Annotated in this window: 26 protein-coding genes and 1 pseudogene; 13 read left to right on the forward strand and 14 right to left on the reverse strand. The window is 40.7% G+C overall.

Annotated elements, in window-relative coordinates; all coding sequences use genetic code 11:
• Positions 1-7: 7 nt before the first annotated feature.
• The 9 genes from ccoO (at position 8) to uspE (ending at position 7488) form a co-directional block, all read left to right on the forward strand.
• Complete coding sequence (gene ccoO, locus AN394_RS06480; RefSeq protein WP_054561332.1) at positions 8-682, forward strand: cytochrome-c oxidase, cbb3-type subunit II; 675 nt, start codon at positions 8-10, stop codon at positions 680-682.
• Between the two features lie 5 nt (positions 683-687).
• Entirely contained in the window at positions 688-873 is a 186-nt protein-coding gene (locus AN394_RS06485) for a cbb3-type cytochrome c oxidase subunit 3 (RefSeq protein ID WP_054561331.1), read from the forward strand.
• On the forward strand, positions 870-1835 hold the full coding sequence (gene ccoP / locus AN394_RS06490) for a cytochrome-c oxidase, cbb3-type subunit III (RefSeq protein WP_054561330.1): 966 nt from the start codon (positions 870-872) through the stop codon (positions 1833-1835). The genes AN394_RS06485 and ccoP overlap by 4 nt, the downstream gene beginning before the upstream one ends.
• A gap of 149 nt (positions 1836-1984) precedes the next feature.
• On the forward strand, positions 1985-2476 hold the full coding sequence (locus tag AN394_RS06495; RefSeq protein ID WP_054561329.1) for a FixH family protein: 492 nt from the start codon (positions 1985-1987) through the stop codon (positions 2474-2476).
• 9 nt (positions 2477-2485) lie between these two features.
• Positions 2486-4861 carry a heavy metal translocating P-type ATPase gene (locus tag AN394_RS06500; RefSeq protein ID WP_055021042.1) on the forward strand — a complete coding sequence of 792 codons (2376 nt, stop codon included), beginning with the start codon at positions 2486-2488 and terminating at the stop codon, positions 4859-4861.
• The gene (gene ccoS / locus AN394_RS06505) at positions 4858-5025 is read left to right on the forward strand and encodes a cbb3-type cytochrome oxidase assembly protein CcoS (protein WP_054553052.1); all 168 of its coding nucleotides are present in this window, start codon (positions 4858-4860) and stop codon (positions 5023-5025) included. Before AN394_RS06500 ends, ccoS begins: the two co-directional genes overlap by 4 nt.
• The gene (locus AN394_RS06510; protein ID WP_054561327.1) at positions 5018-5689 is read left to right on the forward strand and encodes a sulfite exporter TauE/SafE family protein; all 672 of its coding nucleotides are present in this window, start codon (positions 5018-5020) and stop codon (positions 5687-5689) included. The genes ccoS and AN394_RS06510 overlap by 8 nt, the downstream gene beginning before the upstream one ends.
• A gap of 38 nt (positions 5690-5727) precedes the next feature.
• Positions 5728-6462 (forward strand): FNR family transcription factor, encoded by a 735-nt coding sequence (locus tag AN394_RS06515; protein ID WP_054553050.1) that lies wholly within the window; start codon positions 5728-5730, stop codon positions 6460-6462.
• Between the two features lie 102 nt (positions 6463-6564).
• Positions 6565-7488, forward strand: a complete 924-nt coding sequence (uspE, locus tag AN394_RS06520) for a universal stress protein UspE (RefSeq protein WP_055021043.1) — start codon at positions 6565-6567, stop codon at positions 7486-7488.
• 48 nt (positions 7489-7536) lie between these two features.
• Here uspE and ttcA read toward each other — a convergent pair whose 3' ends face one another.
• The 6 genes from ttcA to AN394_RS06545 form a co-directional block, all read right to left on the reverse strand.
• Positions 7537-8430 carry a tRNA 2-thiocytidine(32) synthetase TtcA gene (gene ttcA / locus AN394_RS06525; RefSeq protein ID WP_054561325.1) on the reverse strand — a complete coding sequence of 298 codons (894 nt, stop codon included), beginning with the start codon at positions 8428-8430 and terminating at the stop codon, positions 7537-7539.
• Positions 8431-8656: 226 nt separating this feature from the next.
• On the reverse strand, positions 8657-9076 hold the full coding sequence (locus AN394_RS06530) for a hypothetical protein (RefSeq protein WP_055021044.1): 420 nt from the start codon (positions 9074-9076) through the stop codon (positions 8657-8659).
• Positions 9077-9371: 295 nt separating this feature from the next.
• Positions 9372-9509 carry a hypothetical protein gene (locus AN394_RS22025; RefSeq protein WP_161805750.1) on the reverse strand — a complete coding sequence of 46 codons (138 nt, stop codon included), beginning with the start codon at positions 9507-9509 and terminating at the stop codon, positions 9372-9374.
• A gap of 11 nt (positions 9510-9520) precedes the next feature.
• Positions 9521-10414, reverse strand: a complete 894-nt coding sequence (ppk2, locus tag AN394_RS06535) for a polyphosphate kinase 2 (RefSeq protein WP_082422950.1) — start codon at positions 10412-10414, stop codon at positions 9521-9523.
• Positions 10415-10909: 495 nt separating this feature from the next.
• The gene (locus AN394_RS06540; protein WP_054561320.1) at positions 10910-11578 is read right to left on the reverse strand and encodes a DUF2987 domain-containing protein; all 669 of its coding nucleotides are present in this window, start codon (positions 11576-11578) and stop codon (positions 10910-10912) included.
• A complete protein-coding gene (locus AN394_RS06545; RefSeq protein ID WP_055021045.1) occupies positions 11571-12389 on the reverse strand; it encodes a glucosaminidase domain-containing protein in 819 nt (272 codons plus the stop codon). Before AN394_RS06545 ends, AN394_RS06540 begins: the two co-directional genes overlap by 8 nt.
• Positions 12390-12603: 214 nt before the next feature.
• Between AN394_RS06545 and AN394_RS06550 the strand changes: the two genes are divergently transcribed.
• Both AN394_RS06550 and AN394_RS06555 read left to right on the forward strand, forming a co-directional pair.
• Entirely contained in the window at positions 12604-13899 is a 1296-nt protein-coding gene (locus AN394_RS06550) for an anti-phage deoxyguanosine triphosphatase (RefSeq protein WP_055021046.1), read from the forward strand.
• Positions 13900-14000: 101 nt separating this feature from the next.
• Positions 14001-15092, forward strand: coding sequence for a DUF481 domain-containing protein (locus AN394_RS06555; protein ID WP_055021047.1), 1092 nt, complete (start codon positions 14001-14003; stop codon positions 15090-15092).
• A gap of 68 nt (positions 15093-15160) precedes the next feature.
• Here the strand turns inward: AN394_RS06555 and AN394_RS06560 are convergent, their stop codons facing one another.
• The 6 genes and pseudogenes from AN394_RS06560 to AN394_RS06585 form a co-directional block, all read right to left on the reverse strand.
• Positions 15161-17314: a prolyl oligopeptidase family protein gene (locus AN394_RS06560; RefSeq protein WP_055021048.1), complete on the reverse strand. Its 2154-nt coding sequence runs from the start codon at positions 17312-17314 to the stop codon at positions 15161-15163.
• Positions 17315-17475: 161 nt separating this feature from the next.
• Positions 17476-18477: pseudogene (locus AN394_RS06565) on the reverse strand (branched-chain amino acid aminotransferase); the annotation flags it as partial.
• 178 nt (positions 18478-18655) lie between these two features.
• Positions 18656-19444 (reverse strand): SDR family oxidoreductase, encoded by a 789-nt coding sequence (locus tag AN394_RS06570; protein WP_055021049.1) that lies wholly within the window; start codon positions 19442-19444, stop codon positions 18656-18658.
• Positions 19445-19465: 21 nt separating this feature from the next.
• On the reverse strand, positions 19466-19969 hold the full coding sequence (locus AN394_RS06575) for a DUF962 domain-containing protein (protein ID WP_055021050.1): 504 nt from the start codon (positions 19967-19969) through the stop codon (positions 19466-19468).
• A gap of 104 nt (positions 19970-20073) precedes the next feature.
• Positions 20074-20478 carry a hypothetical protein gene (locus tag AN394_RS06580; RefSeq protein WP_055021051.1) on the reverse strand — a complete coding sequence of 135 codons (405 nt, stop codon included), beginning with the start codon at positions 20476-20478 and terminating at the stop codon, positions 20074-20076.
• Positions 20479-20531: 53 nt separating this feature from the next.
• Positions 20532-21194 carry a Crp/Fnr family transcriptional regulator gene (locus AN394_RS06585; protein WP_055021052.1) on the reverse strand — a complete coding sequence of 221 codons (663 nt, stop codon included), beginning with the start codon at positions 21192-21194 and terminating at the stop codon, positions 20532-20534.
• Positions 21195-21303: 109 nt separating this feature from the next.
• Between AN394_RS06585 and AN394_RS06590 the strand changes: the two genes are divergently transcribed.
• Together AN394_RS06590 and AN394_RS06595 are read left to right on the forward strand one after the other, a co-directional pair.
• Positions 21304-22593 carry an amidohydrolase gene (locus tag AN394_RS06590; RefSeq protein WP_055021053.1) on the forward strand — a complete coding sequence of 430 codons (1290 nt, stop codon included), beginning with the start codon at positions 21304-21306 and terminating at the stop codon, positions 22591-22593.
• A gap of 116 nt (positions 22594-22709) precedes the next feature.
• On the forward strand, positions 22710-23339 hold the full coding sequence (locus AN394_RS06595) for a trimeric intracellular cation channel family protein (protein ID WP_054561309.1): 630 nt from the start codon (positions 22710-22712) through the stop codon (positions 23337-23339).
• On the opposite strand, the gene AN394_RS06600 is transcribed toward AN394_RS06595, so the two are convergent.
• Together AN394_RS06600 and recD are read right to left on the reverse strand one after the other, a co-directional pair.
• A complete protein-coding gene (locus AN394_RS06600) occupies positions 23336-23791 on the reverse strand; it encodes an N-acetyltransferase (RefSeq protein WP_055021054.1) in 456 nt (151 codons plus the stop codon). The two genes, AN394_RS06595 and AN394_RS06600, sit on opposite strands and share 4 nt — an antisense overlap.
• Complete coding sequence (gene recD / locus AN394_RS06605) at positions 23778-25844, reverse strand: exodeoxyribonuclease V subunit alpha (protein ID WP_235576244.1); 2067 nt, start codon at positions 25842-25844, stop codon at positions 23778-23780. Before recD ends, AN394_RS06600 begins: the two co-directional genes overlap by 14 nt.
• Positions 25845-25849: the final 5 nt, after the last annotated feature.

The following is a 25849-nucleotide window of genomic DNA, read 5'->3' on the forward strand; positions in this document are numbered from 1 at the left end:
TAGCACGATGAGCAATAATAATTCACAAAACAAACACGAAATAGTCGAAAAGAACGTTGGCCTAATGGCTATCTTGACTGTCTTTGCAATCAGCTTTGGTGCGTTAGTTGAGATTACTCCACTAATGTTCCAAGACGATACGACTAAACCTGTTGATGGCTTACGCCCTCTTACAGCGTTAGAAATGGAAGGTCGTGATATCTACGTGCGTGAAGGTTGTTACAACTGTCACTCACAAATGATTCGTCCTTTCCGTGACGAGGTTGAGCGTTACGGTCACTACTCTGTAGCTGGTGAGTCAGTATGGGATCACCCATTCCAATGGGGTTCTAAGCGTACTGGTCCTGACCTAGCTCGTGTTGGTGAGCGTTACTCAGACGATTGGCACCATGCTCACTTAATGGACCCACGTGCTGTGGTTCCTGAGTCAAACATGCCAGCGTTTCCTTGGTTAGACGAAAACAGAGTCGATACGACCCATACACTTAAAAAGCTTCAAGTATTCCGTGATAGCTTCGGAATCGACAAAGCAAGCGACCGTTACGACGGTAAAGGTTACGGAAGCGACGAAGAGCTAAAAGCTGACATTGCGAAAATCGAAGCCATGAACAATGGTGAAGGCGCAACTGAAATGCAAGCTCTAATCGCTTACTTACAACAGCTTGGCACACACTTGAAGTAATTATTATGGATTACGGAACATACAGAGGCATTTTGACTCTGGTAATTTTAGTACTGTTTATTGTGATTGTTGTATGGGCATACAGCAAGCGTAGCAAAAGCCGATTTGATAACGCTGCTAATGCCATATTTGAAGATGAAAAAAAACACAACAACACAATCTCTAACGAGGAAAAGGAGTCTGAGAAATGACTAGCTTTTGGAGTATATGGGTTATCGTATTAACCCTAGCGTGTCTTGCTATCATCTTCGGCCTACTTCTGTGGAACTTAAAAAACTACACAGGTGTTAAAGAAGGCGAAAGCTGTGGTCACGAGTTTGACGGCATTGAAGAACTAAACAACCCACTACCAAAATGGTGGACTTACATGTTCTTCGCGACATTCATTTGGTCTGTATACTACCTTGCTGCTTACCCAGGTTTAGGTAACTGGGAAGGTTTAGGTAAGTGGACAAGTTCTAACCAAGGTATTACTTCTTTAGCTGAGTCTAAAGAAGCGACTGAACAAGCATTAGCTAACGGTGAGAACGTTCAATTAGACCAAGAATTTATTGCTGCTGATGAGCGTTTTGGCCCAATCTTTGAGTCATTCGCAAAACAAGATATTGAAACACTAGTTAAAGATGAAAAAGCGCTTGAGATTGGTCAACGTTTATTCTCACAAAACTGTGCACAATGTCATGGTTCAGATGCACGTGGTGGTCAAGGCTTCCCTAACCTAACGGATAACGATTGGTTATACGGCGGTACACCAGACAAGATCAAAGAAACACTTCTTTACGGTCGTGTTGCTGCGATGCCACCTTGGGGTGATGCACTTGGCGAGCAAGGCATTAAAGAAATGACTGCTCACGTACTTAGCCTTTCAGGCCGTACTGTTAACCAAAAAGACGCTGCTGCAGGTGCTGCTAAGTTTGCAATGTGTGCTGCGTGTCACGGTGCTGACGGTAAAGGTTCAGTTGCACACAATTTACCATTTGGTGCACCTAACCTAACAGATAACATCTGGTTATACGGTGGTTCTAAACGTGCTGTTGAAGAAACACTAATCAATGGCCGCGCCGGTGTAATGCCAGCATGGAAAGACATTTTAGGTGAAGATAAAGTTCACTTATTAACAGCGTACGTTTACAGCTTATCGCAAGATAAATAACCACGCGGTTAATAAAATGTATAAACAATTAATCTTTTAATTCAATAGATTAATTAAGATCAAAAAAGCCTCCATCTGGAGGCTTTTTTTTAGTCTTTTGCTTTTAAATCCGATAAAATGCGTACAACGTTTTTAAAGGTATAAGTACTATGAAACCCACTCCTTGGTATAAGAACTTTTGGCCATGGTTTTTAATCTCTTTTCCTCTTGCAGCCATCATCGGCTGTGCTGGTCTTATTTATATGGCGATTGGCAACGGCCCAGATATGGTTGTTGATGATTACTATAAAAAAGGCAAAGCAATTAACCTTGAACTCAGCAAATTTAATAAAGCAAAAGCACTTTATTTACATGGCGATTTAAATGTTGCAGGCGACAAAGTAACTTTCACTTTCACCAAGGGTGATGCAAGCAATGTTCACTCTTTAAAAATGTCATTTTATCATCGCACCATTAAAGCCAATGACTTTGATGTAAGCCTAATGAAAAACGCCCATGGCGATTTTACTGCCCTACTCGACACCCATGTTGACGGTGCATACACAGTGTTTATTGAACCAATCGATAACAGTTGGAAACTTAAAGAAGATGTCATTTTGCCAACTGATAAAACGATTTCGATTAGCCCTGAATATAAGTAGTAAACTCTAATGTCCGATAATTGCTTTCATTGTCTTGAAAGTGTGCCAAAAGGCTTTAATGCGACTGTCGAAATAGACGGTAAGGCACAACCTATGTGTTGTATTGGTTGCCAAACGGTTGCTGAGAATATCGTCGCCCAAGGCATGACCGATTACTATAAATTTAGAACTGTGCGCTCTGGTAAAGTTGAACAACTTGTTCCAGAGCAACTCGAGTTGATTAAAAGTTACGATAACGAAGATATTCAAGACGAGTTTATTTCAGCCACTAATGATTTATCAGAAGTACTATTAACGGTTGAAGGCATCACCTGTGCTGCCTGCGCTTGGTTAATCGAAAAACAACTACTTAACTTAAAAGCAATCAAACGTGTTGATGTAAATACTTCAACCAACCGTGCCATGATCCAATGGGATAAATCGGTTACACCGCTTAGCCAAATTATCACTTCATTACATGAAATCGGCTATAAAGCCTATCCGTTTCAGGCAGACCTTGAAGCAAGCCAAAAACAACAAGCCGCAAAAGCCTACATTCGCCGTTTAGGGGTTGCCGGTCTGATGACCATGCAAGTAATGATGTTTGCTTTTGCCATGTATTTTGGCATGTTCTCTGGCATGGAAGAGAACTTTGAGCAGTATTTTCGCTGGATAAGCTTAGTGCTTGCTTCTCCAGTTATTCTTTACAGTGCCCTGCCATTCTTAACCAATGCCATTAATGGTTTAAAAGCCAAACAGCTGAATATGGACTTACCCGTTTCATTAGCGATTTTTGGTGCTTATGGGGCAAGCTGTTATGCCACATTAATGTCGGTTGGCGAAGTTTATTTTGAATCTATCTGTATGTTTACCTTCTTATTGTTATTAGGTAAATATTTAGAATTTAGAGCCCGTTTAAAAGCCAGTGAATTTACCGCTAATTTGCAAAAGTTACTGCCGCTTACAGCTCGAATTATCGATGAGAATAACCAAGAATCGATAATTGCCGCTAAAAAACTAAAACTGGGTGATGTTGTATTAATCAAAGCAGGCGAGACTATTCCTGCTGATGGTATTGTTACAAAAGGTCAAACAACCGTTGATGAAGCCATGATGACGGGTGAACACCAGCCAGTTAACAAGTTTGTCAGCCATCAAGTTTACGCAGGAACGATTAACCACGATGGAGTGATCAGTATTGAGATCAACAAAATCGGTCAAAATACCCTGCTTAATCAAATTATTAAGTTACAACACACAGCGTTAACCAAGCGCCCGCGATTAGTTGAGATAACAGATAAAGTAGCGCAGTGGTTTGTTGCCTGCTTATTAGTGTTCGCCTCAATAACAGCAATTGGTTGGTATCAAATAGATCCCGAGCATGCCTTTTGGGTTACTATTTCTGTACTTGTTGCAACCTGCCCTTGTGCGCTTAGCTTAGCAATTCCAACCGCTCTCACGTGCGCTGTAGCCAGCCTTACTAAGCGTGGAATTTTAATAAAACAAGCCCACGTGTTAGAAACGCTACCACAATTAACCGATATTGCTTTTGACAAAACTGGTACTTTAACGCAAGGTCGCTTTACCATTGAGCGCGTTGAGCTAGTAAATAGCCAGTACAGTGAAGCAGATGCATTACGACTAGCAGCGCAACTTGAAAGTTTCTCTGAGCACCCTATTGCTAATGCATTCGCTGGTTTCAACGACACAGTGAACCCTATTGAAAATGTGACTATCGAACCGGGTAAAGGCATTACCGCTTTACTCAATGATCAGCACCTTGCGATAGGTAAAAGCGGTTGGTTTAATACCGAAAAAGCAGATGCTCAAGCAACCTTATATATCGATAAACAAGTCATTGCGCGCTTTTACTTAGCCGACAGCCTTCGTAATAACGCAGAAAAATTGATTACTACACTTCATTCGCAACAAATTAAGTGCCATATGTTAACGGGCGATGCCTCTAACAGTGGTGAGCGAATTGCAAAACAGCTCAATTTAGATACCGTGCATGCTGCATGTAGCCCTCGCGACAAACAAACCCATGTCGAAGCACTTGCAAGTAAAGGTGCCATTGTTGCTATGGTGGGTGATGGCGTGAATGACAGCCCAGTATTTGCCAGTGCCCATTTATCTATTGCAATGGAAACAGGCGCTGATATTTCCAAAAATAGTGCCGATGTGGTATTACTCAATAGTGATCTAACAGCCATAGAGCATTTGCTTACTGTCTCGAAAAAGACACGCCGTATTGTTAAGCAAAACTTGGCATTATCACTTATTTACAATGGTTCGATTTTACCATTGGCAGCCCTTGGGCTCGTTGCTCCTTGGATGGCTGTAATTGGTATGTCTGCAAGCTCCATTTTGGTTATTACCAACTCATTAAGGTTATTAAAACTATGAGTATCATCTACATGCTTATCCCAATTGCCATTTTATTTGTGCTAATTGCCATTGGGGTCTTCTTTTGGGCTGTAAAAAGCGAACAATTTTCTGATTTAAACAAACAGGGCCACAGTATCCTGTTCGAAGACGATAAAGAGCAGCACAACAAAAGTAATGATTGATCCGCTGTTTATTAGTGCATTTATAATGGGCTTGTTAGGTAGTGGTCATTGCCTAGCGATGTGTGGTGGCATTGCCAGTAGTTTACAACTTGCCGCCAACAAAAACCGTGCAGTGAGCTTTTCGGTTGCTTATAACCTAGGCCGCGCACTCAGTTACATGCTTGCCGGTGCTCTTGTAGCAGGAATTAGTAGTCGCTTTGCAGCGCAAAATACTTCTATATCGATAGCGTTGTCGTTTTTGAGTGGTATTTTTATGCTCCTTGTTGGGGTTTACATTATGCGTTTAGCGGCAACTCTACAGTGGCTAGAAAAACTTGGCAAAACCCTAGTATGGCAGCATTTAGCTAAACTTAATCGTTATTTATTACCGGTCGATACTACCCCAAAAGCCCTACTCTATGGCGCTTTGTGGGGCTGGTTGCCCTGTGGATTAGTTTATTCAGCGCTAACCTGGGCACTGACTAGCCCATCAGCATCACATGGTGCAGGTGTGATGTTGTTTTTCGCGTTAGGCACCTTTCCTGCCATGATAAGCGTAGGACTCGTCAGCCAGAAAATTAACACTATTTTCAACCATGTTTGGACTAGGGTTATTCTAGGCAGCGTAATAATATGGTACGGTATATACTTATTAATTATAGCAACCGATAAGCTAATTCATTAATCTTACGTGTTGTTAACTTATTTGAATGGATTTGATGTATGGACTTCTCACAAAACAAGTCAAAAGGCTTATGCACAATTAGCTGTAATAATTGCAGTATCAGCCAGCTATGTTTGCCATTTTCATTAAACGGTCAAGAAATGGATCGTCTCGATGAAATCATCGAACGTAAGAAACCACTGCATAAAGGTGATTATTTATTTGAGTCTGGCGAAAGCTTAAATGCCATTTATGCGGTACGCTCTGGCTCGTTTAAGTCTTATACTTTGTCAGAACAAGGTGATGAACAAATTACTGGTTTCCATTTAGCTGGTGATTTAGTTGGTTTCGATGCTATTAACAAAATGGCTCATCAAAGCTTCTCACAAGCCCTTGAAACTTCAATGGTATGTGAAATTCCATTCGATACTCTAGACGAATTAGCAGGTAAATTACCTAAGCTACGCCAACAAATTATGCGTTTAATGAGTAATGAAATTAACTATGACCAAGAAATGTTATTGTTACTCAATAAAAAGTCAGCTGAAGAGCGTCTAGCAAGTTTTATTTATAATCTTGCAGAGCGTTTTGGTGAACGTGGTTTCTCACGAAAAGAATTCCGTTTGACCATGACACGTGGTGAAATCGGTAATTATTTAGGCCTTACTGTTGAAACAATTAGCCGCCTTTTAAGCCGCTTCCAAAAAGCTGGTTTTATTAAGGTTGAAGGTAAATTTATCACCATTTTGGACCAGCAAGCGCTTGCAGCAACAGCAGCGATTAAATGTAAATAGAGTTTGATTTAACGCAACTTTATATTGTTTGCCCCTTTAACTGTTCTAAATTTAGGTTACACTCAAAGTACTACTTTTTGCGGAACAGTTAAGGAGCAGCACATGGACGCAATTAAACGAATTTTAGCAGTTATAGACCCAACCAAAGAGCAGCAACATAGTTTAAGCCGCTCAATTGATCTAGCCAAAAAATCTGGCGCGACCATCACCGCTTTCCTCAGTATCTACGACTTCTCTTATGAAATGACCACAATGCTTTCTGCTGATGAGCGTGAAGCAATGCGCGAAGCCGTCATAAAAGACCGCCAAGAATGGTTAAATGAACAAATTGCCCTTTACCCAGAGCTTACCATTGATAGCTGTGTGGTTTGGCATAACCGCCCTTACGAAGCCATTATCAATACCGTGATCAACGATGGTTTTGACCTTGTTGTCAAAGGCACTCATCAACACGATACACTTAAGTCTGTTATTTTCACGCCAACTGACTGGCACCTCATTCGTAAGTGCCCTGCTCCAGTTTTACTTGTTAAAGAGAAAGAGTGGCCGGAAAAAGGCAATATTTTAGCTGCTGTGAACGCAGTGAGTGAGAATGAACAACACCTTGAACTTAATAAGCGTATTATCAATGACGCTCGTTTCATTTGTGATTTGGCCAACGCAACGCTTAACTTAGTTAATGCCTACCCAGCAACTCCAGTTAATATCGCTATTGAAATCCCTGAATTCAACCCAGGTGTTTATAACGAATCAGTTAAAAAACATCACTTTGAATCAACGCTTTCATTAGCTGAAGGGTTTGATATTGATAAAGCTCATTGCCACATTGAAGAAGGCTTACCAGAAGATGTTATTCCTGATGTGGCAGCACGCCTCAACAGCGAATTAGTAGTGATAGGTACAGTTGGACGTACTGGCTTAAGTGCAGCGCTTGTCGGTAACACAGCAGAGCATGTTATTGATAGCCTTGACTGCGATGTTTTAGCACTAAAACCAGACGGCTATGTGAGCCCACTTGCTAAATAACCTTTTAAATATGCATTAAAAAAGCCCCAGTTTGGGGCTTTTTTCTTTTTATATATTTGTTACATCAATAAATAATGATTCATCAATGTTTGTTGATGAGACCACCGCCTCGCTAAAGTCATAGCTTTCACGATTGCCTTCTCTATCAAGTGGTAAATTTTCAAAATCAAATAAGTTTCTGTCTGCAAGCTGGCTTGGACTAACATTTTGTAAAGACTTAAAGATACTCTCAACACGACCTGGAGTTTTCTTATCCCACTCAGTCAACATGGCTTTGATTGATTGACGCTGCAGGTTTTCTTGTGAGCCACATAAATTACAAGGAATAATTGGGAAGTCTTTGTGCTCAGCGTATTTAATTAAATCTTTTTCACGGCAATATGACAACGGACGGATTACCACGTTACGTTCATCATCAGAGCGCAATTTTGGTGGCATCGCTTTTAGTCGTGAACCATGGAACATATTTAAGAACATTGTCTCAACGATATCATCCATGTGATGACCAAGTGCTAGTTTAGTTGCACCAATTTTTTCTGCAAATGAATAAAGTGTGCCGCGACGAAGTCGTGAACACAGACCACAGGTAGTTTTACCCTCTGGTACTTTTTCTTTTACTACTGAGTAAGTATCTTTATCAACGATGTAATACGGGATATTTAGCGTTTCAAAGTAATCAGGCAAAATGTGCTCAGGAAAACCAGGTTGCTTCTGATCAAGGTTTACTGCAATCACTTCAAATTTAATCGGCGCTGCTTTTTGTAAATTAAGCAAAATATCTAGCATTGCAAAAGAATCTTTACCACCACTGATACATGCCATAACAACATCACCGTCTTCAATCATGTTGTAATCAGTAATCGCATTACCAACATGCCTTCTTAGACGCTTTTGAAGTTTATTAAATTCAAGAGTTTCTTTTCTAGTATCAGTTTGATTCATTTGCTCTGCTCATACAGGCTTTTGTAAGCCATGTTTCATAGTAAAAAGTTCGGCGTGGATTATACGGACTTTTTAAGCCAGTTGAAATGATTAGCATGGGATAATTAAAGCGCTTCACTCGTAGAGATACCACGTAAAGCAAAGCGCTTTGGGTATAGGGCCTCAGGTTCTTCAATTTACAGGCTGAAAGCTCTAATTTTCTGACCTCTGTAAACTGATCACTGATTTATTTTACTGTGCATTTGTAACGAGAAGCTGTACAAGCAAGGTCAGGCCAATCATCTCTGCCCCAACAGTATTTATCATTTCTAAGAGGTTTTAGATGCCAAACCACAGGCTTGCCCTTTTTATCTAAGCGGGTTTCATTTTCAAGCTGCACACGGATTAAATTTTTCTCTGCTGAGAGAATATTGTAAACGAAGGTTTTTCTCGCTTCAGACGCGGAAATATAGCCCTGCTCATCATAAGAGATTTCTAATGTTTTATTTTTAAACGTTATGGTATGAAAATTAGCTTCACAAACTGGGCTATTTGTAGACTGCCATGAGCCTTGCAACTTAGTTTGCATTTCTTGGTTGATAGGTGAATGACTGCTACAAGCTGAACATAGCAGTAAAATAACAAAAATAGGCGCTGAAGTTTTCATTAAGATGCTTTTAAGTCCCTGAAAAAGTAAGGTTTAGCATATCGAGAATCGTAAAAATGTCCAGCTATACGCTTAATAAAAAACAAAGGGCACATGAGCCCTGTGCCCTTTGTTAACTTTAAGCGCTTTTAGTTTTAGCTTTTTTATTCTTTGCCATTCGTTTAGCACGTTTTATTGCCGACTTTTTCGACGCATTTTTCTGCGCTATTTTTAACACTTTAGCCTCTTTTAATTGCTTTTTTGCTGCTTTCAAGCGCTTTTTAGCATTTTCGGCTAGTTTCTCTGCTTCACTAGCTCACTCTACAGCTGCTTGTGCTTTAAGTGCTGCATCTTTTGCAATTTCAGTGGTTTTGGCCACTTCTTTTTTACTCTTTTCGAGAATTTTTTCGAGCTTAGAAAGACGTTTCTCAAATACTGACTGTGAATTTTGCATAGTATTCTCCTTTACTGACGTGCAGACATGCGGGTAGGTTCTGTGACAATAAGCGGGTCGAGACGATTCACAATTTCGTGATCTTTTTCTGGGTAATCCAAACAGCTTAAGAAATGACGCATACAGTTGATACGCCCGCGCTTTTTATCATCAGAGCGAATCTGTGTCCAAGGTGCATCCTTAGTATGGGTATGAAACATCATGGCATCTTTGGCATCACAGTAATCATGCCATTTAGCCAGTGATGCCATATCAACTGGGCTTAGCTTCCATTGTTTGAGTGGATCATTTTGGCGAGATTTAAAGCGTCTAAATTGCTCTTCTCTGCTGACCGAAAACCAATATTTAAATAGCTTAATACCGCTATTCACCAACATACGTTCAAGTTGAGGAGTTTGACGCATAAACTCTAAATATTCGTGATCATCACAGAACCCCATTACCTTCTCAACACCGGCTCGGTTATACCAAGAACGGTCAAATAATATAATTTCACCCTTTGTTGGCAGGTGGTTAATGTAACGCTGAAAGTACCATTGATCACGCTCTCTTGCAGATGGTTTTTCTAAAGCCACCACGTGCGCCCCACGAGGGTTTAAATGCTCCATAAAGCGCTTAATAGTGCCACCTTTACCCGCCGCATCTCGACCTTCAAATAAAATCACAATTTGCTGGTTGGTCTCTTTTACCCAGCCTTGCATTTTTAAAAGCTCGATTTGCAGTTCGTGTTTATGACGCTCGTATTCAACTACGTCCATTTTGCGTTTATATGGGTATTTACCGTCAGCATTCCACTTTAAGCTTGGGTTTTTAACATTTAGATCAAAAACCACATCCTGCTTCGCATTGGCTTCGGCTAATTTCTGCTGTTTAACTGATACAGGTTCGACATTGACTGTCTGCATAACGACTCCTTTTAAACTATAACTACCTATATTGAGATCTTTATAGTTTTACTTTAAGCCAGTTATTGCTAAGTAACTTGATCTAAATCTATATTTTCAATTCTTGAAAAATCATTTAAAAATAGAAGGTTAGCACTTAATAATTAAGTAAAAATAAGGATGCTAAAATAAAATTAAACCTTTTATCTATAGCAAGAAACAATCAGTAAAAACGCATATTTTCATACTGTTTTCAGATCTAAAAACACGCTAATTCTTAAATGCACAGCAATACAAATAGTTAGAAAAGATATGAATTAAAGGGAATAATGTAGATAAAATAAACAGTCAAAGTAACTGCACTGCTTACGATGAATTTCAGATTTTGATGCTAAACCAAAATAACGAGGAAACTCTTTAAAAAAAGAGACATAAGAACTATCTGCTTCACAACGAAAAAAGGACCTAATAAGGTCCTTTTTGTCAATATTAAAACGCTTTACCAATATATGGTCGCTATTTAACAATCCACGGTGTGGCACTGATGAGCTCAGCATGACTGCTAAGCACTGTGTTATCGTCTTGCCAGTCGTCTGTTACTTTTATTGAACAACGCTGCTCTTTACAGCTAACGTCATTTGCCGAAATAGCATCTTGGCCATTAAATTTAAGAACAACACCTTGTTGTTCAGGCAGTAAAAACCACATTAATTTGCTAACAAAAAAGCCTGACAAATCAGATAAAAGCTCGTCAAATTCTTCATTTAACGTATATAAGTTCGCTTTACTGAGTTCAAAATCAGCCAGATCAGTTGCTTCAATTTGTAACTTTAACTGGCATTCATGTTTTGGATTTTCAGGTTGAACAACAATTACGGCTTTATCAGTATCTAGTTGCTTATCAAAAGGTAAAAGTAACTGAGCCTTATCTGTATATGTTAGGTCAAACTCTTGTTTTTCTGTAATTATTTTACCTGATTTAATTGTGCATACTTCGTTGCTAGCAATATCAGACAAATAAAAGTTAACTTGAGCGTATTGAAACTCGCCTTTATTAACAACTTTCAAACGATCGTAAAAGCCATCATAGGCAACAACAAATTCTGTTGCAGCGGCCTTTGAAGCAACTGCACCTAGCGCAACCGCGATGGTTGCTGCTTTTAACCATGGAAGGAGTTTATTCATCAAAGTAAGCTCTGTTTTGATTTATCATTTTATTCAATTCTTCAATGTACGCTTCACGTCGTTCAGAGTAAGACAGTAAACCTTGTGTTAGCTTAGTTGCATCAATTGGCTTTTGCTGGCGACGTAAATCAGCACGAATTGATCTTAAATCTTTATACGCCGCATGGGTATTAATATTTTTAAAATAAGAGTTTACAGCAGCACGTACCGATTGAAATGCAGCCACTTCGTGAGCAGCTTCGTTGGCACGGCGACGAGGAACCATGCCACAGCCTTTTTTATAACACCACTGACCGAAAAAGTTTAAGCCAATACGTGCAAAGCGTGACGTACCCCATGCTGACTCATTAGCTGCTTGCATAAGCGCAAGCTCTTTAGGAATGATATCAACACGACGAAGTGCCTGGGTAAGCGATAAAGTATCTATGGTGGTAGGCAACTTGTAGCTATTCAGTATTTTTTTAATATCTGATTGCTGTTTGTTACTTAGTGGCTCATTGTACTCCAGCATCATGCGCGCGATTTCTAGAGTCGCACGCTGCTGTAGAATCTTTTTATTTTCGGCCTCAACATGAGGGCGAATAAAATCAAAAAATGCATGTTTCTTTTCTTTCACATCAGTAAAAGCTGCAAAATCTGGCAGTTTCACATTATGTAATGGCTTTTCTTTTTTGATTACGCGCTGGGTCCCTTTTGGCGTTGTCTGCGATTGTTCAGACCCACTTTCTACTACTTCTTTATCTACAAATGGCGATAACAACGCCCATGCAAAAAAAGCAGCAAGTAAAGCTCGAAAAACGTAATTAAGCATGTATTCTCTCATATAAACTACTACTCATGTGCGGTAACGTCACGCACACACAAAGGCGAAGTATACCAAAACCCTCTATTTTTGGCGAATTTGCCCTAAGAGAATTACCTAAACCTTTACCAAAATAGCGTGATTTAGCGCCAATTTACTCGCAATTTTCAAGCGCTTGCGTATACTGAAAAGCAAGCAAACGAGAAAAAGGTAGGTTATTTTTATGTGCCAATCTTGGCAAGCTCGCATTATTGATCAGCAAAAATATCGTCCAAACGATAACCGCTCAGCTTGGCAAGTTGACCGCTCTCGAATCATCCACGCCGCAGCCTTTAGGCGGTTGCAGGCTAAAACCCAGATTATGGGTATTGGCTTAAATGATTTTTATAGAACCCGTCTGACCCATTCTTTAGAAGTTGCTCAAATTGGCAGTGGTTTATTACGTCATCTAAAAAAGCAGCACCCTGAATTTACGAATTTTCCGAGCGGTAGCCTACTCGAGACCCTATGTCTTGCTCATGATATTGGCCACCCTCCTTTTGGTCATGGTGGTGAAATAGCATTAAATTACATGATGCGCGAGCATGGTGGCTTTGAAGGTAACGCCCAAACATTAAGAATTGTGTCTAAGCTTGAGCCCTATTCAAATGGCTATGGTATGAATTTAACCAGACGCACCTTGTTAGGTTTTATTAAATACCCAGCCTTTATTGATGATTTATGGCACAGCATTCCACCTTTGAGTGAGCAGCGTAGCTTTATTAAAGCTGACCATTGGCGCCCTGCCAAAGGCTTATACAAAGACGATAAAGATGTTTTCGACTGGATCATTGAGCCACTGTCGAATAACGACAAAGCGCTGCTCAGTAGTCATTATAAGGTTGATGAGTTTAGAGCTAAAACCCATTACAAATCGATAGACTCAGCAATTATGGAATTAGCTGACGATATTGCTTATGCCGTACATGATTTAGAAGATGCCATAGCTACAGAGGTTTTAACGCTGGCTGATTGGCAAAATCATGCCCTTGTACAATTACAAGAGCTTGACTCTGCATGGCTAACCACCCATTTGAGCTCGATAACCGCCAGACTCTTTTCTCATCACGAGTATGAGCGTAAAGACGCTATTGGTGAGTTGGTTAACACCTTTATTATTAACGCTCAGTTAGTTGTACAAAACGCAGATTTCGAATCAGAAATACTGCAATACACAGTAAGCCTACCGGATGAATTTGCCGAAATTCTTAACGTGCTAAAACATTTTGTTTTTAAACGTTTAATTCGCGAGCCAAAGATGCAGCAAGTTGAATTTAAAGGGCAAAACCTGTTGATTGAGTTATTTAGTGCTTTTGCCAGCGACCCAATGCGCTTATTACCTGAAACAACCCAAGAAATGTGGCTAAATGCGCACCAGCAAGGTGATAATGCAATGCGCATAATATGTGACTACTTATCAGGGATGAGTGATGAATATGCTTATAAAACCTATCAGCGCTTGTTTTTGCCATCTGCTTAAGTAATTTTTGAACAGTAGTTGAAATTGTTCTAAAATTAAACAGGTTATAGTAATAACAACCTCACCCCTTGAATGCATTTTATTTAACATGGATTGAAATAATGCTCAAAAAATACCTGCTTATTAGTGCTGCTGTAGCAAGCTCATTTGCTTGCTATGCTGCAGAATCACTTCCTGATCCGCTTCTTGAAGAACGCGGCATAATCATAAAAGATGCCACTCATTTCGATTGGGTACGGCTGAATTCGGGCGAATGGCTCAAAGGCGAGCTAGTCTCCATGTATGATAAAGAGATTGAGTTCGACAGTGATGTACTCGACACATTAATTATTGATCGAGAAGATGTCTACATGATTATCTCAGATCGCCACCATACTGTGCGCTTTAACGATGGTAATGAGCTAAGCGGCACATTAAATATCTCTGGTGGTTTTGTGAAAGTTGGCGAACAAGAAGCTAAATACCGTTATCGCGATTTAGTCTCTATTGCTCCTTCAGTTGAAAGCGAACTCAGTGCATGGACAGTGAAAATATCACTAGGTGCCGATATATCAAAAGGTAATACTGACCAAACCGAATATTCGGCTCGTGCAGATATCAAGCGCCGTACGGCGTCTAGCCGTTTCCTCGCAGAGTTTTTAGGTTACCGCACCACCAGCGATGAGCAAGTCACTAAAAACAACATTCGCGCTAACGGTACCTTCGACTGGTTTCAGACCCAAAAAATGTATTACCGCCCTATCTTCTTTGAGTACTACCGTGATCCGTTTCAAAATATCGCTAACAAGTACACTGTGGGTGCCGGTGTTGGTTACTATGTAATGGATACCGATAAAACAGAATGGGATTTTTCAACAGGCCCTGCTTATCAAAAAACTGAGTTTGATACTGTCGCTACGGGTGAAGAAAAATCAAATTCATCTTGGTCATATTTTGTCGGCACTAATTACGAGCTAGAGGTCACCAAGAAAATTGATTTTACCTTTAATTACCGCTACCTAACTGCAAACAGTGATGCAGGTGGTGACTCTCAATATGCGATGGCTGCGTTTGAGTTTGAGATCACCGATGATATTGATTTTGATATGTCATTAGTATGGGACTATTTAGCTGACCCGATTGCCGATGAAAACGGTGTAGTACCAGAAAAAGAAGATTACAAAATGATTTTCGCGCTGGGTATCGATTTATAAACATCTCGATTATTAGATATAAAAACGCCGAGCTTAGCTCGGCGTTTTCATTTTAGTTAAGTAATATCTTATAGCGATTTAACACCCATGTTGTATAGGGTAAAGCCATAAATATCAGCGTATTGATCAATGATCTTACTTGTTGGTGTTCCTGCACCATGGCCTGCATTTGTTTCAATGCGAATAAGATACGGATTTTGATTCGCACCTTTTTCTTGTAGCTCTGCTGCAAACTTAAATGAATGCGCAGGCACAACACGGTCATCATGATCCCCTGTTGTTACTAAGGTTGCTGGGTAGCTAACACCCTCTTTTACATTATGAACTGGTGAGTAACCTTTTAAGTACTCGAACATTTCTTTACTTTGTTCACTCGTACCGTAGTCATACGCCCAACCAGCACCCGCTGTAAAGGTGTGGTAACGCAGCATATCTAAAACACCTACAGCAGGAAGCGCAACTTTAAATAGCTCAGGGCGCTGTGTCATAACCGCACCAACTAATAAGCCACCATTTGAGCCACCACGTACCGCTAGGTAATCAGGTGAGCTGTATTGTTTTTTGTTTAAGTACTCAGCCGCAGCAATAAAGTCATCAAATACATTTTGTTTCTTAAGCTGTGTACCATTTACATGCCATTCTTTACCGTATTCGCCACCACCACGAATATTAGCAACAGCATATACACCACCGTGCTCAAGCCATGCCGCAATTGTAGGGCTGTAGCTTGGTGTTAGGCTCACGTTAAAGCCACCATAACCATATAAAATAGTCGGATTTTTACCGTTAAGTTCGGTGCCCTTTTTGTACGAAATTATCATCGGAACTTTGGTGCCATCTTTTGATGTATAGAACACTTGTTCAGAGATATATTCTTCGCTATTAAATTTAGCGCCCGACTTGCGGTATACATCAGACTTACCTGATTCAACATCAAACGAATAGGTATTGCCTGGTGTAGTGTAATTAGTAAATGAGTAATACAGCGTTTGTGCATCGTGCTTACCGCTAAAGCCATATGCAGTACCCACACCTGGCAGGCTGATGTCACGCACCAATTTTCCTGATTTATCGTATTGTTTTACTTGCGAAATCGCATCAACCATATACTTAGCAAAGAAGTAGTCACCTCCTTTTGAAAGGCTAAGCACATTGTCAGTTTCTGGGATTAAATCTTGCCAATTTTCTGGGCTTGGATCAGCTGCATCAACAGTCACTACACGTTTATTTGGCGCGTTTAAGTTAGTCACTAAATACAGTTTCGAGCCGTCATTATCAATAATTGAGGTATCTGAGTCAGTGTTATCTAAAATCGTCACTAGCTCGCTGTCAGGCTTAGTTAAATCTTTGATAAAAAGTTTATTACCTGAAGTTGAAGTACTTGCAGCAATTATTAAATAACGATTATCACGGGTTACATCAGCACCAATATAACGATGTTTCTGAGCCTCTGTGCCACCATAAACTAATTGGTCATCTGCTTGTGCCGTGCCTAACTTATGGTAGTAAACTTTATGTTGATCTGTTTTTGCAGACAGCTCACTACCCTTTGGCTTATCGTAGCTCGAATAATAGAATCCTTCGTTGCCAAGCCAAGAGATACCGCTGAATTTTACATCGACTAATGCTTCTTCAATTGGTTGTTTAGTCGCTGTATCAATAATGATAATTTTACGCCAGTCACTGCCGCCTTCAGAGATTTGATAAGCCGCTAGCGTGCCGTCCTCTGTGAATGTTAAGCCCGACATTGAGGTTGTGCCGTCGCTACTGAAAGTATTTGGATCTAAGAAAACCTCAGCTTCTGAGTCGCCTTTTTTACGATAAACTACATACTGATTTTGCAGACCATCGTTTTTATAAAAGTAGGTGTACTCACCCTCTTTAAATGGCGCTGTGACTTTTTCATAGTTCATCAACTTTTCAAGCGTAGTTTTTAGCTCATCGCGATACGGAATATTTTTTAGATAAGAAAAGGTAACGTCATTTTCGGCTTTAACCCACTGGGCTGTTTCGTCGCTCATATCGTCTTCTAACCAACGGTATGGATCGGCTACTTTCTCACCGAAATATTCATCAACAACATTGCCTTTTTTAGTTTCTGGATAATTCACAGCAGCTTTAACCTCTGCAGTTTTCATTGTTTGTTCTGTTTTTGTTGGGGTAGATTCACCGCAGCCCGCCAATGCAACAACAATTGCACATGCTAGTGTTTTCTTGATCATAATAAATTTACTTTTAGTTATTGTTAATAAAATGAAAGTAAAATTAAAGCATTAGAATGTCTAGTAATTTGCGGTTAAACACAGGAACTGCTGTAAACCAATGTAAAAACAAAAAAGCCACGTAGTAACGTGGCTCTTCAAAGCATGTATTTGCTCAGCGATTATACTTTTGTTAACCAGCCATGAGTATCTGCTGATTTACCCCATTGAATATCATTCAATGCTTGGCGTAATTTAGCAACTTTCTCACCTGGTTCACCCGACCCCACTTTAAACTCTTGGTCGTTATGAATAAGTGTGCCAACCGAGGTAAGTACCGCAGCGGTACCTGATAACGCAGCTTCAGTACCTGGTTTAGCGGCTCTTTCTAGTAACTCAGACACAGTAAAGTTACGCTCAGATACTGTCATACCTAAATCTTTAGCAATCGTTAAAATACTATTACGCGTCACACCGTGTAAGAATGTGCTATCAAGTGCTTTTGTGATGATTTCATCACCATCAATTAGAATGAAGTTTGCAGCACCAGTTTCTTGTACATCACCACCAGGGCAGAATAAAATTTGGTCTGCTTGATGCTCTGAGCGAGCTTCTAAGATTGGACCTAATGCACTTGCATAGTTACCACCACTTTTAACCATACCCATGTGTGGTGCACAGCGCATGCCGTCTTCTTCAAGTAATACACGTAATGCTGTAGCACCGCCTGAGAAATAATCACCTACTGGCGAAAGCAATACATAAAGCAAGGAACTCATTGACGGTGCAGCCGCTTTACCGATTGCCGCTTCTGTACCAATGTGAGTTGGGCGAATATACATTGAACCCGGCGGTGTTGGTGTTTCGTCTGCGTACTCTTTTACAATGTCTTTGATCATTTGCTCAAGCATGCTTTCGTCAAAGTCAGGTAAGTTGAGTAACTTAGAGCTTTGTTTCATACGAGCAATGTTAGCATCCATACGAAAGATATAGACCGAGCCATCTTCGTGACGAAATGCTTTTAATCCTTCAAAACAGGTGCTTGAGTAATGTAATACGTGAGCACCCGCATGTAATTCGATTTTATCAGATGGGACCAGCGCGCTTTCACTCCATGAGTTATCAGCAAAACGTGCTTGGATCATTTGTGGCATAAATACAGTACCAAATGCGGCCATTGTTGTTCTCTCTTGTTTGGACTACTTTTACCCCATTGTATGCTAATCCATCCCCGTTTAACCATAGCAAACTAGTGCCTTTTATCGATTAAAGTGATAATAATCCGACCATTTGGTACAAAAAATGCGCAACCCAAGTTGCGCATTGTTTACTGAGAATCATTCGCTAACAAATGACTATAAATTATCTGTAGTTCATTTTTGCTGTGAGGCGATTAAAAAAGCCCGGGAAAAAACGCTTGATAGTCGGTGCTAAACCACTTATTCCTTCACCAATAACAACTTCATCTTTCTCGGCTTCAATGGCTTTAATCATTTTTGCAGCCGCTTTTGCCACATCCATACCGTTTTCAATTGATTCCTCTGGCTTATTTTGCGGTTTACCTTGGCCATCTAACGAATTATGCGCAATGGCTGTTTTAATTGAACCCGGGCAAATAGTCAGGCAATTCACATTTTTGTCGGCTAGTTCTGCTCTTAAGCAATCCATAAAGCCGACAACAGCATACTTAGAACCCGAATACCCAGTTCTGAACTTTGAACCGACTTTACCCGCTACACTGCTAATTGATATCACCATGCCCATACCTTGCTTCACCATCTGTGGTACGACCGCCTTAGTTAAAGCAATTAAACCAAAGTAATTTACTTCCATCAGTTGGCGATAAACCGTAAATTCGTTTTCTAAAAATAGACTACGCTGCGACACCCCACCGTTATTAATAAGCACATCAATGCGGCCAATTCGCTCAATCACTGCTGGCATATCTTCAAGTAAGGCTTCGGGCTTTGCCAAATCAAGAGCGACCACATGATGATTACCACCGAGCCTTGTATTAAGAGCGTTGAGTTTTTCCTCATTACGGGCAGACAGTACTAGCGTTGCCCCTTTTGCCGCCAATTGCTCACAAAGTGCCTCACCAATTCCAGAAGATGCCCCAGTAACCCAAACTGTTTTACCATTTAATTGCATGTGTGTTCCTTATTATTGTTGTTATGCTTTGTTAGGCCCTGCATGTTGTTCTATATGATCAGCAATATCTTTATAAAAACCAAGCATAATCAAGAACTCTGCTAATACAAATAACGGGCCTATGACCAAACCAATTAAATCATCAACAAAGGCTGGCTTTTTACCTTCAAAATAGTGACCAATAAACTGAAACACCCAACCAACAACGAAACTGCCAATGCTCACAGCTAGCCATAACTCTGTTGAAAGCGACACCACAGGCTCAGCAGCAATGCTTAACAAACTTAAGCATACAGCCATAATTAACCCCATAGATAAGCTAAGCATTAAGTAATAAAGACAGGTGAGTGCAATTACCACGGTTGCTAAAGAGATAACGGCAGGCTCTGAGATAAGCGTGACGCGTTGTAATAAACAAATAATTGCAAACACAATTAATGGAATGCCAATAAAGTGAGTGTAAATATTGCGTTTAGAACGGTGATAAAGGGCGTAATTTGTCAGTTGTTGTTTTAATGTTTTCATTGTTTTTCCTGCCAAAACTGTGTTCAAAATTCAGATTAGCAGAAAATTTACCATCAAGAATGTCAACTAGCCGACATTTAAAGTAGCTAGCTTAAACTCACACATTAAACCAGCGCATCAATAACTTTGCCTTTTTCAGCTTCTGGTCGCATATCCATGCGTTCGCGACCTTTTTGATACTCTTCATCGAGCATCGCTTGCAGCTCATTCATTTTTTCTTGCAGTGCTTTAGTATCGGCACCTTGTTGTTGCATTTGTTCAGCAAGCTTCTCTATTTGCGCTTTTATTTCATCAATTTTCTCTTTATCAACCCCGAGCCGCTGATAAACCAAAGCTTCTTGAGCTTGAGCTAAAAAAGAGTTGGACTCAGACTGCTTTTGTAAAAGTTGTTGTGCTGAAGATGCAGGCGTATGCATGGCTTTCACACCCTCAGTGCGAGCCGTTTGCGACAGCTTAGCAACAGCCGAAGCGTGATAAGGGTTATATTGATTATGAAATGTAATTGCCACAAGTGTCTTCCATTTAAGCTTGATTACAACCTTGTAGCAATTTTAGTTCCAAGCTAGCTTTGAGATTGCAATTTATCTATATCAATAATTTCAATCGTTTGATATTTAAGATTAATAATTGAATCAGCTTGCAGGGATTGTAATATTTGGTTAATGGTTTGCCTTGTTAAATAGGTCATATCGGCAAGTTGTTGCTGGGTAAGCGGCAAACAGCTTTGGAGTGACGATTGATAAAGCATGCACAACCGCTTACTTACCTTTTGCTTTGCTGTAAGGAGTGCGTGATCTTCTAATGAGTCAAACAGGTTTCGCACTTTATTGGTAAGCAGAAGCCCAAAATCATGCCAATATGCAGGGCTTTCTTGTAATAACTGGCTTAATGCCCGCTCAGGTACGTGTAAAAGTCGTACCGCAGTTTGAGCATACACATCGTGGGTGCGCTTACCACCATCAAACAGAGCAACTTCACCAAACCACATAGCACTGGTTACAAAACTGAGCACGGCTTCTTTGCCTTGGCTATTAACCCCAGAAACTCTAAGCACGCCATTAATAACACAATACAGACCGGTATTTTCATCACCACGCAAAAACAATGCATCACCAGCATTTAAGGTGATTAATTTAGCATTTTTTACTAGCTTGTCCCTAAATAATTGTGTGCGATTTTTAAACCATTTGTCTTGGTTAATTACCGAAAGGTCTTGTTCATTCAAGTGTTTATCCTTTACATTGGTGTAGTGTGCATATATCCAAGCCACCTCAAAATGCAGAATTCAGCGTTTCACAGGTTGTTTGGATATCTAAATAATAAAAGGATACGGGATGTTAAACAAACTACTTTCGACCAGCCTACTTCTCAGTGCTATTTCTACCCCTGCATTTGCGAGTGATATTAATACTGAACTTAAATCTGCCAATAAAAGCGTCAGCGAAAAAGTCATTAAATGGCGCCGTCATTTACACCAATACCCAGAGCTTAGTAACCGTGAGTTTGAAACAGCCAAATACGTGGCTAAGCATTTACGTTCGTTAGGCCTTGAGGTTCAAACAGGTGTGGCTCATACCGGTGTGGTTGCCAAACTTAAAGGGGGCAAAAAAGGTCCGCTTATTGCGCTACGTGCAGATATGGATGCACTACCTGTAAAAGAGCAAGTAGACTTACCTTTCGCGTCAACTCAAACAACAGAGTACAAAGGCAATACCGTTGGCGTAATGCATGCCTGTGGTCATGATAACCATGTGGCTATTTTAATGGCAGCAGCTGAGTCTTTAGTAAAAATTAAAGACCAACTAGCTGGTGATATTCTGTTTGTCTTTCAACCTGCTGAAGAAGGTGCTCCTGATGGCGAAGAAGGTGGTGCTGAGCTGATGCTTAAAGAAGGCTTATTTAAAGAAAAGCCAGAAGCCGTATTTGGTTTACACGTAACCAGCTCTCTTAATACCGGACAAATTGGTTTTCGTGAAGGGCCGCTAATGGCCAGCGCCGACAAATTTACAATTACAGTAAAAGGTCGCCAAACTCACGGCTCACGCCCTTGGAATGGGGTTGACCCAATTGTGGCGTCATCACAAATTATCATGGCAACACAAACCATTGCCTCACGCCAAGTTGATGTAACCAAAGCGCCTTCTGTGGTTTCATTTGGTGCCATTAATGGCGGTGTGCGTAACAACATCATCCCTGATCAAGTTGAAATGGTGGGCACAATCCGTACCTTTGACCAAGAAATGCGTGCTGACATTAAAAAACGTTTAGCTAAAACCGCTGAGATGGTAGCTGAATCAGGTGGCGCAGAAGCGCATGTTCACATTGATCATGGTTACCCAGTAACAGTGAACGATGTTGAATTAACTAAGAAAATGACACCAACTCTAGCTGGTGTGGTTGGCAAAGAAAATCTGATCACAACGCCACTTATCACAGGTGCCGAAGACTTTAGTTACTACGCCTTAGAAACACCAGGCATGTTCTTTTTCTTAGGTGTCACACCAAAAGGTCAAGATGCGGTTACAGCACCTAGTAACCATTCACCACACTTTTTTGCAGACGAAAAAGCTTTACAGCTTGGCGTAAATGCAATGACGCAATTAGTGGTTGATTACCTAAAATAATAAAAATTTTCTTACCGGCGGGTGACATCACTACCCGCCCTATTTTCTTAGCTGTTCAGCATCAATAAAGTTCATTTTGCTAGGGTTAGATTACTATAAACAGGTAAGGAAACCCCATGACATCAGAATACTTTCATTTTTTAAGCATTATCGGTGTAGCGTTTTTTGCTATTTCGGGCACCTTGCTGGGCCATGAAAAAAGTGTCGGTGGTTTTGGTGTGGTGGTCGTTGCCACAGTCACAGCTCTGGGTGGTGGCACACTTCGAGACATATTGCTCAACAAACCAGTATTTTGGATAGCTCAGCCTGATTATTTGTACGCAACTTATATAGCCATATTCGCCTCTATTTTATCTATTCGTCACTTACCCGATTTAAGTAACACCACCATGCTATTAATGGATGCCGTAGGGATGGCTATTTTCAACATTATTGGTATCGAAAAGGCATTGATTGGCGGCGCAGATATGGTTGTAGCCATCACCATGGGTATGACCACGGGTATTTTTGGCGGCCTGATGCGTGACGTGATCTGCCGAGAAGTGCCTTTAGTAATGGGCGAAGAACTTTATTCAACCGCTTGCTTATCTGGCGGGTTAACTTACGCGGCTTTATTCACCCTCGAGGTGAGTTATATTTGGTGCATTATTGGCGCATTTGCTGTGACGGTATGTTTAAGATTAGGCGCCATACACTTTGGCTGGCAACCTAACCTGTTTCGTAAAAGCAGCTTTAAACGCTCTTAGCAAGTCATATAAATACAGCCATCGAGTGGCATGTCAGCGGGGTACTGGGTTTGTATAAAACCCAGTTTTTCATAGGCTGTTTTAGCATGGGTATTGTGGCTATACACAAACAACGACAAACTATCGCAGTTAAATTGCTGTTTCCCCTGCTCTCCTAGTAAATTTATCAACACTTTTGCAAGACCTTTACCACGTTCACTTGGCGCGATAACTAGCCGCCCTAAATGGCAACGACCTTCACGTAAATAGTATTGACCAAACCCTAACATCTGGCCCTCGTCATTAATCAACGTGTAGGAATTCAGCGCATCTAGGTTTAAATCATTCTTAAAGCTTTGCGTATCAAATGGGTAATTAAAAAATGGCCCAGACCAAATACGCAGTTCAGCCTCTGAGTTAAACCAACCCATTAACTCGTTGAGTTGGTCACTCGTTACTTTAACTAGCCTCATGTTTTAACCTATCGTATAAACCTGATGCACGAGTAACAGATTTATTCATCGCCATAAGCAATACATTTTTATCGGCCACCAGCTCAAATGTGCTTTTCGCGCGGGTGATCCCCGTGTAAACCAACTGTCTGTTAATGCCCTGATTAGCCTGTTTTATTGGTGGTAAAATCATTGCTGTATAAGCAAATTCAGAACCTTGCGACTTATGAATTGTCATGGCATACACTTTGTCGTGAGCAGGTAAACGCGCGGGTGAAAAGGCACGAATATTTTCTTGCTCATCAACAAACATGGCTTTTAACTGACCTTGCTCATCGTGCATTAAAATACCTATGTCGCCATTAAACAGTTTTAGCTGGTAGTCGTTTTGGCTGATCATAATTGGCATACCCACGTAATGCCTTTGATATGGCGAGATTAAACCTTGTTGAGCCAGTGCTTTTTCAATACGCTGATTAAGGCTATTTACACCGTAATCACCCTCTCTGACGGCAGCCAGTAACTGATAATGCGCAAATGCTTTATGCACACTGGCAACACTTGCCCCTTGCTGGATAAGCTGCAAATAATCGTGATATTGCAACGCCGCTTGTTGCACAAATTGCTCAATCGGTTTATTAATTACGCTGTAATTAAGTTTAAGGTCTTTAAAGCCACCTTGATTAATCGTTTGCTCAACGTAACCCAGTAAGCCACTGTTATTGGTATTTACAGCTTGAGCTAATTGACCAATGCCGCTGCTGCCATCAAAACGATAACTTTGCTGTAAAAACGCAATACAATCGTTAAGTACAAAATGACTGCTCGCCGCGGGTATTTCGCTCTGATTATTAAAACAAACGCGATTAAGCTGCGCTGCTCTTTCACTGCTGTAATCAGGCATTTTGCCAAGCTCTAACCCTTGGCATAGGTCGCTAAGAATACTGCCCGTATCAACCGAGGCTAATTGGTCTTTATCACCCAGTAAAATAAGTCTTGCATGGCTCGGTAATGCCTCAATTAGTTTTGCCATAAGCGATAAATCTACCATCGATGCTTCATCAATGATCAGTACATCTAAATGCAGCGGATTACGCTTGTTATGGCGAAACTTATTGGTATGCGGAATAACCCCCAGTAAACGGTGAATCGTTTGCGCGCTGTCAGGAATAAGTGGCGCGATATTATCAGGGATCATACTGAGCTTTTGCTTTGCCCCTAAAATCGACTCGGTTAAACGCGCTGCCGCTTTACCTGTCGGTGCAACCAGCTTTATTGTTAGCGGTGCACTGGCATACAAAGATTGTAATATTGCTAGTAGCTTAGTTACTGTGGTGGTTTTACCGGTACCTGGGCCGCCAGTGATCACACTAAAGCCTTTTGTTGCGGCAATCGCACAGGCTACTTTTTGCCAGTTTAATGTTTTAATAGGATCGCTTGGGTTTGTTGTATGTTCACTATTAGGAAAATACACCTCAAGTAATGCCGTTAATTCGGCTTCATCAAGGGTGAGTTCTTTCGTTGCTAAATGATGTAAACGCGAAGCCAGTGTGGTTTCGTACTCTGCCAATCGGGCAAAATAAAGTTTATTCGCAAACAATAGCAGTGGTTTGTCGTCCCCGACACACTCAGCATTCATTAGTTTATCAACGGCTTCAGCAAGGCCAAATTCCATATCAAACGGGGTTAAAACATCAGGAGCTGCAATGCTGGCATCAGCTAGGCTTTGCTGTTTAATTTCAAACGGGTTTTGCCAGTTTATATTCACCAGCTCTAAACAACTGTGCTGACTTTGCTGCGCAGCCGCAAGTAATAAAATCAGGTAAAGAACCTCACTGTGCGCTGCTTCGTTACTCTCTATCAGTGTTTGTGAACCGGCTACTGTTTCTGTGCCAGTCAATAGCTCTGCAAGTTTCACATCAACTAAGCGAATACGTTTTGCCTCCAGCAAATAACTCAGTAAAGGCTGTGTTTTAAGTTCTGTAGCAGGCAACACTGAATCGCTTTGGGCATGTTGTTCTGGTTGCTTATTCATTGGCTCGTTTGGCTCATGGTCATCAAAGCCGAATGTCATTTGAC

It is taken from the genome of Pseudoalteromonas sp. P1-26 (assembly GCF_001401795.1).
In the GTDB taxonomy this organism is placed as follows: Bacteria; Pseudomonadota; Gammaproteobacteria; order Enterobacterales; family Alteromonadaceae; genus Pseudoalteromonas.

Bases quoted from the DNA above. Each gene is read 5' to 3' on its own strand.
- ccoO (WP_054561332.1), top strand. From the start codon at position 8: ATGAGCAATAATAATTCACAAAACAAACACGAAATAGTCGAAAAGAAC.
- AN394_RS06485 (WP_054561331.1), top strand. From the start codon at position 688: ATGGATTACGGAACATACAGAGGCATTTTGACTCTGGTAATTTTAGTA.
- ccoP (WP_054561330.1), top strand. From the start codon at position 870: ATGACTAGCTTTTGGAGTATATGGGTTATCGTATTAACCCTAGCGTGT.
- AN394_RS06495 (WP_054561329.1), top strand. From the start codon at position 1,985: ATGAAACCCACTCCTTGGTATAAGAACTTTTGGCCATGGTTTTTAATC.
- AN394_RS06500 (WP_055021042.1), top strand. From the start codon at position 2,486: ATGTCCGATAATTGCTTTCATTGTCTTGAAAGTGTGCCAAAAGGCTTT.
- ccoS (WP_054553052.1), top strand. From the start codon at position 4,858: ATGAGTATCATCTACATGCTTATCCCAATTGCCATTTTATTTGTGCTA.
- AN394_RS06510 (WP_054561327.1), top strand. From the start codon at position 5,018: ATGATTGATCCGCTGTTTATTAGTGCATTTATAATGGGCTTGTTAGGT.
- AN394_RS06515 (WP_054553050.1), top strand. From the start codon at position 5,728: ATGGACTTCTCACAAAACAAGTCAAAAGGCTTATGCACAATTAGCTGT.
- uspE (WP_055021043.1), top strand. From the start codon at position 6,565: ATGGACGCAATTAAACGAATTTTAGCAGTTATAGACCCAACCAAAGAG.
- ttcA (WP_054561325.1), bottom strand. From the start codon at position 8,430: ATGAATCAAACTGATACTAGAAAAGAAACTCTTGAATTTAATAAACTT.
- AN394_RS06530 (WP_055021044.1), bottom strand. From the start codon at position 9,076: ATGAAAACTTCAGCGCCTATTTTTGTTATTTTACTGCTATGTTCAGCT.
- AN394_RS22025 (WP_161805750.1), bottom strand. From the start codon at position 9,509: ATGCAAAATTCACAGTCAGTATTTGAGAAACGTCTTTCTAAGCTCGAA.
- ppk2 (WP_082422950.1), bottom strand. From the start codon at position 10,414: ATGCAGACAGTCAATGTCGAACCTGTATCAGTTAAACAGCAGAAATTA.
- AN394_RS06540 (WP_054561320.1), bottom strand. From the start codon at position 11,578: ATGAATAAACTCCTTCCATGGTTAAAAGCAGCAACCATCGCGGTTGCG.
- AN394_RS06545 (WP_055021045.1), bottom strand. From the start codon at position 12,389: ATGCTTAATTACGTTTTTCGAGCTTTACTTGCTGCTTTTTTTGCATGG.
- AN394_RS06550 (WP_055021046.1), top strand. From the start codon at position 12,604: ATGTGCCAATCTTGGCAAGCTCGCATTATTGATCAGCAAAAATATCGT.
- AN394_RS06555 (WP_055021047.1), top strand. From the start codon at position 14,001: ATGCTCAAAAAATACCTGCTTATTAGTGCTGCTGTAGCAAGCTCATTT.
- AN394_RS06560 (WP_055021048.1), bottom strand. From the start codon at position 17,314: ATGATCAAGAAAACACTAGCATGTGCAATTGTTGTTGCATTGGCGGGC.
- AN394_RS06570 (WP_055021049.1), bottom strand. From the start codon at position 19,444: ATGCAATTAAATGGTAAAACAGTTTGGGTTACTGGGGCATCTTCTGGA.
- AN394_RS06575 (WP_055021050.1), bottom strand. From the start codon at position 19,969: ATGAAAACATTAAAACAACAACTGACAAATTACGCCCTTTATCACCGT.
- AN394_RS06590 (WP_055021053.1), top strand. From the start codon at position 21,304: ATGTTAAACAAACTACTTTCGACCAGCCTACTTCTCAGTGCTATTTCT.
- AN394_RS06595 (WP_054561309.1), top strand. From the start codon at position 22,710: ATGACATCAGAATACTTTCATTTTTTAAGCATTATCGGTGTAGCGTTT.
- AN394_RS06600 (WP_055021054.1), bottom strand. From the start codon at position 23,791: ATGAGGCTAGTTAAAGTAACGAGTGACCAACTCAACGAGTTAATGGGT.
- recD (WP_235576244.1), bottom strand. From the start codon at position 25,844: ATGACATTCGGCTTTGATGACCATGAGCCAAACGAGCCAATGAATAAG.